This window comes from Methylotenera versatilis 7 (genome assembly GCF_000799165.1).
GTDB classification, from domain to species: Bacteria; Pseudomonadota; Gammaproteobacteria; order Burkholderiales; family Methylophilaceae; genus Methylotenera_A; species Methylotenera_A versatilis_A.
This window is the reverse complement of sequence record NZ_JUGF01000001.1, coordinates 816,177-831,457: the sequence shown is the minus strand read 5'-3', so window position 1 is coordinate 831,457 and position 15,281 is coordinate 816,177. Positions and strand designations below refer to the sequence as shown.

At 43.4% G+C, this 15,281-nt stretch carries 12 protein-coding genes; 10 read left to right on the top strand and 2 right to left on the bottom strand.

The genetic code is table 11. The annotated features are described in order from the left end of the window. Positions 1-93: 93 nt before the first annotated feature. Positions 94-3,495: a transcription-repair coupling factor gene (gene mfd / locus K370_RS03655; protein WP_047538413.1), complete on the top strand. Its 3,402-nt coding sequence runs from the start codon at positions 94-96 to the stop codon at positions 3,493-3,495. A 14-nt stretch (positions 3,496-3,509) separates the two neighbouring features. Continuing rightward, positions 3,510-4,121, top strand: coding sequence for a DedA family protein (locus tag K370_RS03650; RefSeq protein ID WP_047538410.1), 612 nt, complete (start codon positions 3,510-3,512; stop codon positions 4,119-4,121). A gap of 50 nt (positions 4,122-4,171) precedes the next feature. On the opposite strand, the gene K370_RS03645 is transcribed toward K370_RS03650, so the two are convergent. Both K370_RS03645 and K370_RS03640 read right to left on the bottom strand, forming a co-directional pair. After that, positions 4,172-7,570, bottom strand: coding sequence for a UvrD-helicase domain-containing protein (locus tag K370_RS03645; protein ID WP_047538406.1), 3,399 nt, complete (start codon positions 7,568-7,570; stop codon positions 4,172-4,174). Positions 7,571-7,603: 33 nt separating this feature from the next. Next, the gene (locus K370_RS03640) at positions 7,604-10,309 is read right to left on the bottom strand and encodes a PD-(D/E)XK nuclease family protein (RefSeq protein ID WP_047538403.1); all 2,706 of its coding nucleotides are present in this window, start codon (positions 10,307-10,309) and stop codon (positions 7,604-7,606) included. Positions 10,310-10,410: 101 nt separating this feature from the next. Here K370_RS03640 and K370_RS03635 point away from each other — a divergent pair, with 101 nt between their 5' ends. The 8 genes from K370_RS03635 to efp all read left to right on the top strand — a co-directional run bounded on the left by K370_RS03635 (position 10,411) and on the right by efp (position 15,215). Further along, a complete protein-coding gene (locus tag K370_RS03635; protein ID WP_047538400.1) occupies positions 10,411-10,812 on the top strand; it encodes a hypothetical protein in 402 nt (133 codons plus the stop codon). 39 nt (positions 10,813-10,851) lie between these two features. Continuing rightward, positions 10,852-11,358 (top strand): transcription elongation factor GreB, encoded by a 507-nt coding sequence (gene greB / locus K370_RS03630; RefSeq protein ID WP_047538396.1) that lies wholly within the window; start codon positions 10,852-10,854, stop codon positions 11,356-11,358. A gap of 31 nt (positions 11,359-11,389) precedes the next feature. Continuing rightward, positions 11,390-11,782 carry a hypothetical protein gene (locus K370_RS03625; protein WP_047538393.1) on the top strand — a complete coding sequence of 131 codons (393 nt, stop codon included), beginning with the start codon at positions 11,390-11,392 and terminating at the stop codon, positions 11,780-11,782. A 102-nt stretch (positions 11,783-11,884) separates the two neighbouring features. Further along, positions 11,885-12,553 carry a hypothetical protein gene (locus K370_RS03620; RefSeq protein WP_047538390.1) on the top strand — a complete coding sequence of 223 codons (669 nt, stop codon included), beginning with the start codon at positions 11,885-11,887 and terminating at the stop codon, positions 12,551-12,553. 27 nt (positions 12,554-12,580) lie between these two features. After that, entirely contained in the window at positions 12,581-12,922 is a 342-nt protein-coding gene (locus K370_RS03615) for a heavy-metal-associated domain-containing protein (RefSeq protein WP_047538388.1), read from the top strand. Beyond that, positions 12,923-13,330, top strand: a complete 408-nt coding sequence (locus K370_RS03610) for a hypothetical protein (RefSeq protein ID WP_047538385.1) — start codon at positions 12,923-12,925, stop codon at positions 13,328-13,330. 82 nt (positions 13,331-13,412) lie between these two features. Further along, a complete protein-coding gene (gene earP, locus K370_RS03605) occupies positions 13,413-14,573 on the top strand; it encodes an elongation factor P maturation arginine rhamnosyltransferase EarP (RefSeq protein WP_047538382.1) in 1,161 nt (386 codons plus the stop codon). Between the two features lie 81 nt (positions 14,574-14,654). Beyond that, a complete protein-coding gene (gene efp, locus K370_RS03600; RefSeq protein ID WP_047538379.1) occupies positions 14,655-15,215 on the top strand; it encodes an elongation factor P in 561 nt (186 codons plus the stop codon). Positions 15,216-15,281: the final 66 nt, after the last annotated feature.

Genomic DNA, 15,281 nt, shown 5'->3' with positions numbered 1-15,281 from the left:
TTTTATTGTTATAACCTAAATTATTTAACCATCAGGCTTAAGGTTATAATAGGTAATAAGCCCTCATTATCCAAGTCATTTTCAAGTTCATTTATGCAGTTAACTCCCCCAAAGTCAGGTCAAAAAAGTCGTTTTTCTTATGCTGCCAATGGCTTAGATAGCTTATCTCTAGCATCACTTGCATGTCGCTTAAAAACAACACTTTTTGCTAAAAAATCACCATTAGTGGTGATTACGTCTAATGCGTTTGAAGCACAAAGGTTGTTGGAAGAAATTCCATACTTTGCACCAGAGTTAAGCGTGCATCTGCTGCCGGACTGGGAAACACTGCCTTACGATGTGTTTTCGCCGCATCCAGATTTGATTTCAGAACGCTTGGCTACTTTGTACCAAATTAGCCAAAACCAATGTGATGTGATTTTGGTACCGATTGCCACCGCGCTGATTCGTTTGCCCGCAGTAGCCTATTTGGCTGGGCATAGCTTTATGCTCAAAAAAGGCCAGAAGCTGAATCTGGAAGCGTTGCGCCATCAATGTGCGCAAGCGGGCTATCACCATGTCAGTCAAGTGATTTCCCCCGGAGAATTCAGCGTGCGTGGCGGGTTGGTCGATTTATTCCCCATGGGCAGTGTGTTGCCGTATCGCATTGATTTGTTTGATGATGAGATTGAAACCATCCGTACATTTGATGTGGATACGCAGCGCAGTTTGTATCCAGTGCCAGAAATCAGATTGTTACCTGCACGTGAATTTCCTTTGGATGACAAAGGTATCGCAACTTTCAGAAGCAATTTTAGAGAGCAGTTTGAAGGTGATCCGCAACGCGCGACCATCTACAAAAATGTGAGTAAAGGTATTGCCAGCGGTGGTATTGAATGGTATTTGCCACTTTTTTTTGAAGAAACTTCTAATTTTCTGGACTACTTGCCAGAAAATACCACGCTCTGTTTGCATGGCAATTGTGACAAGGCTGCGCAGCAGTTTTGGACGGAAGCAAATTCCAGATATCGTTTGCTAGCGCATGACCCAGAACGACCGATTTTAAAACCGGAAGTTTTGCTGATTAAAACCGACGATTTCTTTGCACAGACACAGAATTACTCTGTTTTAACGCTGACGCATGAAGCCAAAAATCCATTACCAGCTTTGGATATTGAACGCCGTGCCGAACAGCCTTTGCATAAATTGCAGGCTTTTATCAAAGCCAAAAAGAAACGTATTTTAATCACCGCTGAAAGTTTAGGTCGCCGCGAAACCATACTGCAGCTGTTTGCAGAACATGGCATTCACATGCCCACTGGCGAAACATGGGCAGATTTTCACACTAGTGATGCGCCGATCATGTTGGGTGTTTCACCTTTGCATAATGGTTTTTATGATGATGTCATTGTCATCACTGAATCAGAATTGTATTCAGGCACCGTACGCCAGCAACGTAGGAGAGAAAAAGAAAAAGCGCGCAATACAGAAGGCATGCTTAAAGACTTATCCGAGCTGCGTATGGACGACCCAGTGGTGCATGAACAGCATGGCGTAGGGCGATATAAAGGCCTGATGAATCTGGATTTTGGCGAAGGCGAAACCGAATTTTTGCTATTGGAATACTTTGGTGACGATAAATTATATGTGCCCGTTTCGCAATTATTCCTGATTTCTCGTTATTCTGGTGGGCCGCCGGAAAGCGCACCATTGCACCGTTTAGGCTCTGGTCAGTGGGAAAAAGCCAAGAAAAAAGCGCTCAAACAAATTCGCGATACAGCAGCAGAGTTATTGAATCTATACGCGCAACGCGCAGCACGACGCGGCCATGCTTTTACCTTAAGTCTAAAAGATTATGAAGCGTTTTGTGAAGGCTTTCCGTTTGAAGAAACGCCAGACCAGCTGGAAGCGATTGAAAATGTAATCAAGGATATGCAATCTGGCCGCCCAATGGATAGGCTGGTGTGTGGCGATGTGGGCTTTGGTAAAACAGAAGTCGCGTTACGCGCGGCTTTTGTAGCAGTAATGGGTGGCAGGCAGGTTGCCGTGCTGGTGCCGACGACTTTATTGGCAGAACAGCATTACCAGAATTTCTGTGATCGTTTTGCAGAATGGCCGATTAAAATTGCCGAAATCTCACGCTTCAGAACTGCCAAAGAACAAAAGCAAGCTTTAGCTGATTTGGCTGAGGGCAAGGTGGATATTATTATCGGCACGCATCGCCTGATTCAAAAAGATGTGATATTCAAAAATTTAGGCTTGGCGATTCTGGATGAAGAACATCGATTTGGCGTGCGCCAGAAAGAACAGCTAAAAGCTTTGCGTGCGGAAGTGGATATCTTAACGCTTACTGCAACCCCAATTCCGCGCACATTGAGTATGGCGATGGAAGGCTTGCGCGAATTTAGCGTGATTGCTACGCCGCCGCAAAAACGCTTAAGCATCAAAACCTTCCATACCTATTATTCCGACGGCATTATTCGTGAAGCGGTGATGCGCGAATTTAAGCGCGGCGGGCAGGTTTATTTTTTGCATAATGAGGTGGATACCATTTTTGTGCAAAAAGAAAAGCTGGAAAAAATACTGCCAGAAGCACGAATTTCGATTGCACACGGCCAGCTACGTGAACGTGAGCTAGAACATGTCATGCGCGATTTTTATCAGCAACGCAGCAATATTCTGTTGTGTACCACCATTATTGAAACAGGTATTGACGTACCTACCGCCAACACCATTATCATGAATCATGCCGATATGTTCGGCTTGGCGCAATTACACCAGTTGCGCGGTCGTGTAGGGCGCAGTCATCACCAGGCTTATGCGTATTTGCTGACTGATGAACATCGCAAAATCACACCGCAAGCGCAAAAACGCTTAGATGCGATTCAGTTACTGGAAGACTTGGGCGCAGGTTTTCATCTGGCGATGCATGATCTGGAGATTCGCGGCGCAGGTGAGTTGTTAGGTGATAGTCAAAGTGGCGAGATGCAAGAGATTGGTTTTAGTTTGTATTCAGATATGCTGAATCATGCGGTTAAGCAACTCAAAGCAGGCAAAGAGCCCGATTTAAACGCGCCACTGGGCGTGACGACAGAAATCAATCTGCATGTACCAGCCTTGTTAACCAATGCTTATTGCCCTGACGTGCATGAGCGTCTGGTGATTTATAAACGCCTTGCCAACGCTAATAATGATGATGATTTAGATAGCCTGCAAGAAGAGTTAATTGACCGATTTGGTTTGCTGCCAGAGCAAGGCGAGGCATTAATGGCATGCCATCGGTTACGCATCGCGGCAAAACCGTTAGGCATTAATAAGATTGACGCTAGCGATAGCGCTATTCAATTACATTTTGCACAAAGTACCGAAGTCGACCCAGTAAAATTAATCGATTTATTACAACGTGATCGCCGCTGCCGTATGAATGGGCCAGATAAATTACGCGTGACCGTACAATTGGGTAATGTGGCACATCGTGCGGAATTTGTTAAAACGCTATTAAAAGAGTTTGCATAAGTTAGGAAAGTAATATGTTGGAAAAACTAATCGCTGCTGTAGCAACCTGGATTATTGGCGTTATATCCAGCATGGGTTATGGCGGTGTTGTGCTGCTGATGGCGATTGAATCTGCCTGTATTCCATTGCCTAGCGAAATCATTATGCCGTTTGCAGGATTTTTGGTGAGCAAGGGTGAGATGACATTGTTTGGCATTGCAATGGCGGGTGCGATTGGTTGTGTGATTGGTTCGATTCCAGCCTATTATTTGGGCATGTTTGGCGGCAGGCCATTGGCAGAGAAATACGGTAAATACGTGCTGATTAGCAAAAAAGATTTAGATATGGCGGACAGATGGTTTGCACAGCATGGTGAAATCATTATTTTTATCGCACGCTTATTGCCGGGCGTACGCACGTTTATTGCCTTTCCTGCTGGCGTAGCACGCATGAATATGACACGTTTTATTGTTTATACGTTTTTTGGCTCATTTATCTGGTGTGGAGTGTTGGGCTACATCGGTATGAAAGCTGGCGAGCATTGGGAAGACTTGGAAGTCTATTTTCACCAACTGCATTATGTGATTATTGCCGGCGGATTAGCGTTTTTGGCTTGGTATGTCTGGCACCATTTTAAGCAGGAGTAGTTTGGGCTAAACAGTTTTCTTAACCTAAAACTAATTAGAGCAAAGCTAATTTAAAGTAAAACCAGCTTGCCATGCGCTAAAAAATACACTGCGGTTTGAATTGGTAAACCTTCATTTTTAAACAAGTCGGCATAGCGCGATAACTGTGAGTGGTGTTGTTCTGCCGCTAAATCCAACGTTAAGTCTGCATCATCAGAAAACGTCAGCTTGTAGTCCACAATCCAGCGCGTCGGCGCGTTGGTCAATTTATCTGCCTCAATAAATGTCAGGTCTAATCGATGCTCTTGCGCTTCGCCCTGTGCATCAATTGCTGTTATGCTCAATTCGGTTTGACGACTTTCTCTTGCTTGCATTAGCCACGCGCAATCGGCGCTATTGACGGTGTTAATTAAGGCATCTATAACCATATTCACATACGTTTGCACAGTATTTTCGGCATGACCTTTTTGCAGTAACCAATATTGCATGGCCCGCGAACAAGCTCGAATACGGCTTTCTGGCCATGCCGTTAAATCGCTATTGGCAATCATCTCCATATATAGATGTGTCAACGTGCCTGCATCGGCGGCAATATTCAATAATGCTTGCGGTTCAGCAGGTGTGTTAACGTTATTAACTGAGTAAGTAATTGTTTTTGCAGTTGAGTTACTCAACAAAGTCGGCACGCATGGTGTTTTTAAACGCATCAGTTGCGGCGTAAAATCCTGCAGCCGCAATGTGGATTCTGCCGTTATGATCAATGGTGTTGCGGCTAAAAATTGCATTTCAATCGTTGGCCAAAGTAATGACAATAATGATTTGGAAACTGGTTTTAGTTCGCCATTTTGATTCTGTTTAACGACAGCAACCAAGTGCAATTTTTTAATGCTGCGTGTGGCAGCTACATACAAAAGGCGCGCTGTTTCGTTATCTGCACGCTCAGTTTCCAAGGCTTTTAAAAAATCATAAGTGCTGGCTTTGCCTTTGATTCTTTTTGCCACTGGTGCTGCTAATAGTTGCCGATGATTACCCGCCGGCACATCTTCCCACAACATCATCGGGCTATCAGGGTTAGGCGGTTTGCGGTTAAGCGCAGGCAAAATGACCGTATCGAACTCTAAGCCTTTGGATGCGTGAATGGTTAAAAACTGTAACTGATCAGTTGCCGCAATATCAGGCTGGGCGTAGAGTTTCGACATGGCGGTATCTAGCTGGTTAAAATCCAGCACAAAGCCACGTGCGGTTTTTTCCACTAAATCAAAAAATGCCTGAATATCGCGATTATCACCAGCGTTGATTAACGTGCTGGCACCGCCCAATTTAAGCCATGTGCTTTCCAGCCAGCGCCGCAAAGGCATACGGCCTTGATGTTTGAATGCTTCGCTCAAAATATCGCGCACATGTCGCAAGCGTTGCTGGCCGTCTACGCTTAATTTTTGTAACCGATCTTCATCCTGCATCAATTGCCAGATTGTCGCAAAATGATTGTCATGCGCCAGTGCATGCAAATCTGCCAGTATCAGCCCGCACCAAGGCGCACGCAGAATATTCAACCAATGCACGCGGTCGGCGTGGTGCAGCATCGCCCGCGTGAGTGAAAGCGCATCTAAAACCGTTTGTCTGTCACTTAAGCCTTCAATTTCTACGGCCTGAAAGCTGATGTGCGGATAATCGCGGCGAATCACAGAAACCAATTCATTTAGATGATTACGCGAACGCACTAAAACCACAATCTTGTTTTCAGGATTACTTTGCTGTTCTACGGTGATTAAATCCGCCACGTGGCGCGCTTCCAGCAGTTTTGCTTGCTCACTTTCTTCATCGCTCAGCACCAGTGAATGCACCGTCACACCTTCATCTGCAATCGCGTCTTTGGTGGCAATAAAGGTGCGATAGCTAATGGCGGCTTGCGTGATGTTGTCCGCCGCAGGAAAAACCGATTTAAAAGTGCTGTTAATCCAATCCACTACTTGCGGATGGCTGCGGTTATTGCGAGTGAGTTTGAGTGGCGTAAGCGGCAATTGCCCAATACCAGATTCACTGGCGGTTAAAAATAAGCTTACGTCTGCTTTGCGAAAGCGATAAATCGATTGCATGGGATCACCCACACAAAATAACGTGCGGCCATCATCTGGCTGCCAGCCTAATGTTAACTGCTCAATCAAACGCATTTGTGTCGGGCTGGTATCTTGAAACTCATCTACTAATAAATGGGAGATTTTATAGTCCAGCTTGAGTGCTAAATCTGTCGCACCACTTTCGTTTTCCAGCGCGTAGCTGGCGGATTGTGCAATCTGCACAAAATCAACTTCGTTAGCGGTCTGAAATGTTGTCCATAAATGCGCAGTTGCCAATTGCAGCAATTGCGCAAAAGCTTTCACAATCACGCAATCCTGGCTTATTAAATCCAAATTCAAATTGGGTAATTTGCGGGCTGCATCTAAAGCCTGTGGGCTAGAGATTAAATCAGTGACCTGCAAGAGCTGTTGTTTAAACTCATCATATTCGGGATGATTTTTATCTTTGGCAGGGAAGCCAATATTTTTATTTAACTGCTTTCTAAAAGTGCCTTCGTTTGTCAGTAAAAAATCTGCCAATATTTGCCAAGTAGCTAAATCATCCACACTTGCGGTGAGTGGTATTTGCCAATCGGCTAGCATTTGCAAAGCATGGTTTGCTTCTAAATTGCTGGCAGAAAAACGCACGATAGGCATTAACTGAGATTGAATATTTGCTGGAATGACTTTAAACGTCAACGCAAGTCGCTGTTCTATTAGTTCTTGCAGCGCATTTGCTACGCCATCAGCAATTTCATCCACGGTAATATTGGAATGCTCACTAATCAGTGGCAGCCATTGGTCGCGTTTTGCCAGCATATCCGCTAATAACTCAGTGAGTTTTTCGATATCGTTTTGCATAAACCGTAATGCGGTGCTTACAGGTTCATTGATGCTAGTTTCATTGCCGCTATCTTCATTCGCAATATGCGCCAATGCTTGCTGGGCTGCGGTTTGATAATGTGCATTAGCATCTGTGCTAACCACAGGTTGACCGCCAAATCGGCTTAATAATGGCATTTGCCGTGCCAAGCTACTGCACAATGCATCCATGGTTTGAATGCGTAGCCGCGCTGGTTGCGAGAGTAATTGCCAGCCAAGGTTTTTTGCATGTGCCAATGCTGCATTGGCTAAATCACGTGTTACCTGTTTGTGCGGCGCATCAACAAAAATATTATTTTCTGCCGCTTCCAGCGACATTAAAATGCGGTTGCGCATTTCGGTAGCGGCTTTATTGGTAAATGTCAGCGCGATGATTTCTTCCGGCGCTTCAACCGTGGCGAGCAATTTTAAATAACGTTGTGTCAGCAGCTCTGTTTTACCTGCACCGGCTGGCGCCTCGACAATGAAATTTTCCAGCGCCAGTGCGCGTTGGCGGTTTTCACTATCTAATTGAATCAGTGCGTTATTCATGGTTTTTATTTTGTAAGTGTTATTTTTATGGGTTTATTTTTGCAAAGATGCTTGTTGTTCAAATTGCAATGCACGCTCTGGCAAGCGCAGTAGTGGTTTTACATCGCAATACAGTAAATCTGTTTCATTCTCGAATCGCACATTAGCCACACCGGTTTTAATTTCATGCGCAATTGCCGTTAAGCTTTGCTGCCAGTGCGCGATTAACGCTTCAAAATCAGCAAAATCTTTAAAAACAGAACCGTTTTTTAAATCAGAAAATGGCTTAATGTTGGGTAGAGCATCATTTTCTGCCACGCCGCTAAATTGACTTTCTAGCATATCTACTTTGGCAAAACAGGCGGCAACGACTTGCTCTTCCTTCAGCACCAAGGCTGCATATAATGGAATTTGCGGTTTGGTGATGCGTTCATCCGCCCAACTGCTATGGCTAGGTTTGCTGCTGCCGGTTTTGTAATCAATAATCACCAGGCTGCCGTCAGTTAATGCATCAATGCGGTCAATGCGTAAGGTGATTTCCAAGTCTTCTATGACTAAAGTATGCTCTGCTTCGCAAGCACGCACGGTAAAATCTGCGCGTTGTTTTTCAAGCTGTAGCCACACGTTAATTAACGGTTGTAAGCGTTGCTGCTCAATTTGCAGAATTTGTTTAGGGATATTTTCAATATTACGCGTGTCTTTAAAAGCGGCATCAATGGCGGTTTTTATAGCAGTTTCAAGTTGCGAGTCGGACAGCGATTTAAGATTGGCTGCGCTTTTGCAATCGAGCCAGAACGCTTGTAATACAGCATGGGTTAAATTGCCGCGGGCAAGGCTATCTAATCCGTCAGTTGGGCTTTCCAAAGATTTTGCACCTAGCCTGTATTGATAAAAAGCCCAGGCAGGGCAGATGGCTTGCGCTTCAAATAAAGCACTGCCGCCGCGCAGTCTTTCTGCAGAAGTAATCGCTGGTGCCATGTAGTCATTGATTAACTCGGTGTTTGATTCGTGAGAAACATTTGCGCTGAGTGTTTCTGCAATGGTGCTGACGGTTGCAGTAACATCGCCAACAGGCAATTGGCTTAATAAGGGTGAAGCGCGCAATTCACGGTCGGCTTCTTTGCGTGCCCATGAAAATACAATTTTATTGGCGCTGGTTAATAAGCGCTGCTGTACTTTTTGCGCAAACGCGGCCTGAATATCCGTATCGGCATTCGGCATGTTTAAATCGCGCTGCAGTTTAACCGGCAATAGTGCGTTTGGTCTTGCTGGCGACGGCCAGTGCTGATCGTTCATACCTAATATCCATACGCCATTCAACGGTATTGCACTGCTTTCTAACATGCCCAATAGTTGTAAACGCGGGTTGCCGACGGTTTCGGGTAAAAACATACTGGCGCTGCATATTTGATTCAGTTTGCTCAGCGCATCTATTGCCGAGATTACGCCAATCAAGGTATCTAGTTCACTCAAGCTCTGTAAAGCCTTTAGCCACGATTGTTGTGCCTGATATTCATAACTGCTTAAACCGCTTGGGTTTGCCCAATTGACATTGCTTAATAACTGGCTAAATTGTGTTGCCCAATAAGCGGGTTTATTTTTGCCGCGCCACTGAGTTTGCGCGTTTTGTAGCGTATTTAAATGGGTTAAAAACTGCGGCAATGCATCATCGCTAGCTTTTTGCGCTAAAAGCATTAATGTTTGTAAGTTAACGTTGCGCGTAAGTTTTTTGCGCATTTGCGCATCCAGCAAACTACGTGCATCTGATTCGGTTTCAGTGCCCCAATAAACATCTAGCAGTAGTGCGCTTAAGTCTGCTTGTGACGAATTCTGACCACTGCTTGCCAAGCGCAATAAACGCAGGGCGGTGGCAATCATGGCATGCTCACTTAATGGCGCGCCAATGGAAAAATCCATGATGCGCGGCGCTTCATACAAACTTGGGTGCAAGGTTTCGGGATGAAAGGTATCGTCTAATAAATCAGCCAGTTTGGTGCGGATGTTGCCTAATACTGGCGTGATAATGGCTAAATTTGCCTGCGGATTCTGCGTTAATGATGCTTTTGCCCAAGCCACCGCAGCACGACATTCTGCATCAATATCATCACAGGCAATCTGCTGGATATTTTGAGCATTTTGCTGATGATGCATAAAATTTATTTTGACGTTTTTTGCGTTTAGGTTGTTGATTAACTGTTGTTCCAGCGGCGTAATACGATCAAAGCCAGCCAATTCAATTGCTTGAGGCAATTGCATAGTCGTATTGGTTAAAAAATCCACTTGTAATGCTAACAGGCGCGCAGATTCAAGCGCTTTGTTATGTGCGCACAAAGCATGAAATGCTTGTCGCCAACGCAAAAACTGCCGCGTTTCCACTGATTGAAAGTAATCGTTTAAATCGGCATCGTTCACTTGCCATTCAATCAGTAATTGATTCGCTTCCATTGCCGCATCAGCTAAGCTGGCAATATCAAACAAATCCGCTAACTCGTGTTTTTGTATACAACTTTGAATCGTCTGTTGCCACAGCATTTTTTCTGTCGTTGTATTTAAGTGGATGACAGGGAAACTTTGTATATTTACTTCACCGGCCAAAATGCCCTGTTGCATCAATTGGCTTAACCATTGTTGCAAAGTCATGATTTGTGGCGTTTGCCATTGAGTTTGCTTAAGCGATAATTGTCGTTGGTAATGCAGTTGCAAGCCACGGCTTAAGCGTGCTGTCGCGCATAATATTAAGTGTTGGGTTAATTCGGACATGTCGTTATTGTAGGCGAACTTGCAGTAAAATAGCGGCATAAACTTGTCGGATTTGAACATTCATCCGAGCATTCATTTTGAGAAAATCCCAAAGGTAAGTGATGTTAAATAAACTGGCTCAATTATTCAAAATACTTATTCTGGCTGTGATTATTCCAATTATTTTATTTGGTTTATACACTTGGGCAGCCTTGACTTGGGTTTATTCAACAGGTGAGCGTGCCGGTTATGTGCAAAAATTTTCAGAAAAAGGTTATGTTTGCAAAACCTATGAAGGTGAATTGGTGTTGGTTTCAATGCCGGGCACACAGGCTGAGAAGTTTAACTTCACAGTGAAAGACAAAAACTTAGTTGAAAAAATCAATAATAGTTTGGGTAAGCGTGTCAGAATCACTTACGAAGAGCATAAGGGTATTCCAAGCAGTTGTTTTGGTGAAACGCCTTATTTTGTTAAAAATGTTCAGGTGTTAGATAACGATGCGTTTAATCAGTTTTTCAATTAAAGCAGTGAATGGCAGTGAGTTAATTTGGCAGGATTTTAATTGAGTAGTACAGACGAAAAAAACTATATTACGCCACAAGGCTTTGCCGCCTTGCAGGCGGAATTTCACGCACTGTATAAAGTAGAGCGGCCAGAAGTGGTACGCACCGTTTCTTGGGCAGCTAGCAATGGCGATAGAAGTGAAAATGGTGATTATATTTATGGAAAAAGACGGTTACGCCAAATCGATAGTCGTTGCCGCCATTTAATGCGTCGCATGGATTTAGCCGAGATTGTCGATAGCAGTTTGCAGCAGCATTTAGAAAAGATATTTTTTGGTGCTTGGGTGACATTATTTAATTTAGCGGACGATAGCGAACATGTATATCGCATCGTCGGCAAAGATGAACTGGAACCGACCAAGGGTTATATCAGTTGGGTTTCTCCGCTGGCAAAAGCGATGCTAGGTAAGGGTTTAGGCGATACAGTGCGGGTAGTTACACCCAAAGGTGATGAAGCGTTTGAAGTGATTGATATCCGTTATACGCCAGTTGATATTGCTATTTGAACTAAATTAATGACTCTGCTATCCTAGATTTATGTTGAAACGTTGCTCACATTTTTTTGCTTATTTGCTATTGGTGTTAATGCCAATGCAAGCTTTGGCGACTGCCAATATGTTGGTATGCAACAGCATGATGCAAGCGAATATCGTCAAGCAATCAGCAGAATTAACATCGAATGTCATGCCTTGTCATCAAGACTCGCACAGTGCGGTTTCTGAAGATTCTGAGCATGTGAATCATCAGCAATTACCACACAAATCCAGTTGTGCGAGTGTCTGTGCCAATATGTGTGCGTTAACGGCAATGCCCGCGCAGATTCAGTCGGCTTTTGCTTTAAATTTTACCCAAGCATTTGATTTTAATCATCAACCTTACGTTTCAATTACACTTCCTAATCTGCAGCGCCCACCCATCTCTTTTATCTGACAGCCTAATTTCGCCCAAAATCTAGGGCTTTTTAATTTGATTTGATGACTTATTCACTGAACAACTAAGTGAGTCATCAAGGTTTAGATAAAAGGAAAAATCATGTTTTACACACGCTTTAAAGTGGTATTGCCATTGCTGGCAATACTGCTTAGCCAAGCTGCAACCGCAGGGCCGATGGGCTTTAACGAATCATTTATGGCTATGGGCGATTTTAATAATAACTGGCGTGAGTCATTTATTAACTATGCCGTGACGCCACGTGATGCATTTGGCGTAAGCGCGACTTATATGCGTGCCGATGACAAAAGCAAGTCGCGCACTCTGGAAGAAATCACTTACACACGCTTAGTTAAACGCTGGAACGCACCACATGCACAAGCCAACTTATGGTTTCAGGGCGGAGTAGGGGCATTGCAGGGCGAAAATAAGTTGATAGGCGAAAACCGTGACTTTGACAAAGTCATGATAACGCCAGGAGTGCAGTTTGATTACGAGACGACTCGTGTTTACTTTCAAGCATCTCATCGGCTTTATCGTGCTTCCGATATTAATCATGACTTTACCTCAGTGCGTGCGGGGTTTTCATTTTATGAAACCGATTATGACAAAACCCAGCCCTGGCTGATTTTAGAGGCGCGCAATATGAATGGCTTGTCAGAAAAAATTGAGGTCACGCCAATGGTGCGATTAATTAACAAAAGCTTTTTTGTTGAAGCAGGGGTGAATAATTCACGCGAACCTCGCTTTAACTTTATGTATATATTTTAATTTTAAGATTTAATTTAAGGAAACATCATGAAAAAACTATTATTAACAACGCTTGTATTCTCTGCATTATTCAGCCCTTTAGCCTTTGCAACTCAAACCATCAAAGCCAATGTTAACGGCATGGTGTGCGCCTTTTGCGCGCAAGGCATTGAGAAAAAAATGCGCGCACTCACGCAAACGCAAGATGTTTACGTTAACTTAAAACAGCGCATTGTGGCGGTTGAGTTGAAAGATGGTCAAACGCTTTCTAACGACAAGGTGAAGGCTATTATTAAAGATGCTGGTTATGACGTGACTGCTATCGAAATATCAGAGCATCCAGTGGCACATATTAAAGCCGAGCTTGAAGCAAAGCAGGGGGAAAAGTAGATGGCAGAGAATACTGTTTTGAACGGTGATTTAAACGCAGTTAAAACCGCACAAAAAGCCAACATCCTGTCACTTTTCACCAGTGGATCTACGCTGATTTGTTGTGCGTTACCGGCCACTTTGGTGGCTATTGGTTCCGCAGCAACGCTGACCAGTTTAATCTCTTATTTTCCACAATTAATATGGATAAGTGAGCACAAGTCGTTAATTTTTGGCTTGGCTGGGGTGATGTTAGCGATTGCGGGTTACTTGCAGTGGCAGGCGCGTAATGCGCCTTGTCCAGCAGACCTGAATCTGGCGGAAATTTGTGCAAAAACGCGACGTAGTGCATTACGTGTTTATTGGCTGTCAGTAGTTATTTTTGCGATAGGCGTGTTTTTTGCCTTTATTGCGCCATTGTTGATTTAGTAATTAACTGAACTTTAGTTATGTGTATGACAAAAGCCTCAGCATTTAAAATGTTTGAGGCTTTTTGTTTTAAAATCATCGCATGAAACAGCACTGGGATATTTTTTGTAAGATTGTCGATAACTTGGGTGATATTGGCGTTTGTTGGCGCTTGGCAAGGCAATTGCATAGTGAGTACGGATTAAGCGTACGACTTTGGATAGATGATTTAGCAGCTGCAAAAAAAATCATTCCGCATTTGAATGTAGATATAAAGCAACAAGCCATCGATGAAATCATTATTTTAAAATGGTTGAACTCTAATGAAGAGATAAATGTTGATTTTACAGATGTAGCTGATGTGGTTATTGAAGCCTTCGCCTGTGAGTTGCCAGTTGCTTATTTAAATGCGATGGTGCAAAAAAAATCTAAGTTTAATCAGCAAGTAACGTGGGTTAATTTAGAGTATTTATCTGCCGAATCATGGGTTGCGGATTTTCATGCACAGCCATCGCCCCAAGCCAATGGTTTAACGCGACATTTTTACTTTCCTGGATTTACTGAATCTACTGGTGGTTTGATTCGGGAAGCTAATCTTTTTGATAGAAATAAAGAGTTTGCGAATAACAAAGCTGATCAAAATGCGTTTTGGCAAAGCTTAAATTTAAGCAATAGCGACCATTTAAAAGTATCTCTGTTTGGTTACCCACACGCACCGATTACCGATTTATTGACGGCAATAGCCGAATCGAATCAACCCATTGATTGCTATGTACCAGAGAGCAGTATTTTGCCAAAAATTGCCGATTTTTTTGGTGTTAAGTCACTGAAAGTGGGTGAAAATATACAACTTAAAAATCTTAATTTGCATGTTTTACCATTTTTAAACCAGGTCGATTACGACCGATTATTAACGGCGTGTGATATTAACTTTGTGCGTGGAGAGGATAGCTGGTTACGTGCGATTTGGGCGGGGAAGCCATTTATTTGGCAGCCTTATTTTCAAGATGAAAATACCCATATTAAGAAACTGGATGCATTTTTGGCGTTGTTTTATGCAAATTTTTCTGTGAAAAACCAAGTGATGCAGATGCACGCCGCTTGGGCCTCTGACCATTTATCCGCAGCAGTTTGGCATGGTTATTTAAACCAATTACCCAATATTGCTGGCTATACTTTGCAGCAATCTCACCAGTTGGCTAAGCAAAAAGATCTTGCCGCTAAGCTGGTGGTTTTTTGTAATATGGCACAACAATCAACCTAATGAGCGAAACTGGTTAAAAAATAATAGTTTAGGTATAATGCGCGGCTCGATTCCAATCCAACTAAACAGTAAGGCAACCCGATGAAAACAGCTCAAGAACTCCGCCCAGGTAACGTGATTATGGTTGATGGCGTACCGCTAGTGGTAGTCAAGGCCGAGTATAATAAATCTGGCCGCAGCACAGCCGTAGTAAAAATGAAATTTAAAAACTTGCTGACAGAAGCACCAAGCGAGACTATTTATGGCGCAGGCGACAAATTTGACGTGATCGTGCTGGAGAAAAAAGAAGCGACATATTCTTATTTTGCTGATCCAACTTACGTGTTTATGGATGCGGAATATAATCAATATGATGTAGATGCAGAGTTTATGGAAGATGCATTACCATTTTTAGAAGACGCAATGCCAGTGGATATTCGTTTTTATGAAGGTAAAGCAATCTCAGTTGAATTACCAACGACTGTTGTACGCGAAGTGGCTTATACAGAACCAGCTGTTAAAGGTGACACATCAGGCAAGGTAATGAAACCAGCTAAGTTAGCCACAGGTTTCGAAATTCCTGTGCCATTGTTTGTTGCACAAGGTGACAAAATCGAGATAGATACTAGAACCGGCGAATATCGTAACCGCGTATTAAAATAATTAAACGCATTTTTGCGTCATTATACGTCGTTGCAAAATTAAAATTTTCGCCTAGTCTAATTTGGC

Excerpts from the sequence above, each read along its gene's own strand:
- K370_RS03625 (WP_047538393.1), top strand. The coding sequence starts at position 11,390 with ATGTTGAAACGTTGCTCACATTTTTTTGCTTATTTGCTATTGGTGTTA.
- K370_RS03620 (WP_047538390.1), top strand. The coding sequence starts at position 11,885 with ATGTTTTACACACGCTTTAAAGTGGTATTGCCATTGCTGGCAATACTG.
- earP (WP_047538382.1), top strand. The coding sequence starts at position 13,413 with ATGAAACAGCACTGGGATATTTTTTGTAAGATTGTCGATAACTTGGGT.
- K370_RS03610 (WP_047538385.1), top strand. The coding sequence starts at position 12,923 with ATGGCAGAGAATACTGTTTTGAACGGTGATTTAAACGCAGTTAAAACC.
- K370_RS03640 (WP_047538403.1), bottom strand. The coding sequence starts at position 10,309 with ATGTCCGAATTAACCCAACACTTAATATTATGCGCGACAGCACGCTTA.
- K370_RS03635 (WP_047538400.1), top strand. The coding sequence starts at position 10,411 with ATGTTAAATAAACTGGCTCAATTATTCAAAATACTTATTCTGGCTGTG.
- K370_RS03645 (WP_047538406.1), bottom strand. The coding sequence starts at position 7,570 with ATGAATAACGCACTGATTCAATTAGATAGTGAAAACCGCCAACGCGCA.
- K370_RS03615 (WP_047538388.1), top strand. The coding sequence starts at position 12,581 with ATGAAAAAACTATTATTAACAACGCTTGTATTCTCTGCATTATTCAGC.
- mfd (WP_047538413.1), top strand. The coding sequence starts at position 94 with ATGCAGTTAACTCCCCCAAAGTCAGGTCAAAAAAGTCGTTTTTCTTAT.
- K370_RS03650 (WP_047538410.1), top strand. The coding sequence starts at position 3,510 with ATGTTGGAAAAACTAATCGCTGCTGTAGCAACCTGGATTATTGGCGTT.
- efp (WP_047538379.1), top strand. The coding sequence starts at position 14,655 with ATGAAAACAGCTCAAGAACTCCGCCCAGGTAACGTGATTATGGTTGAT.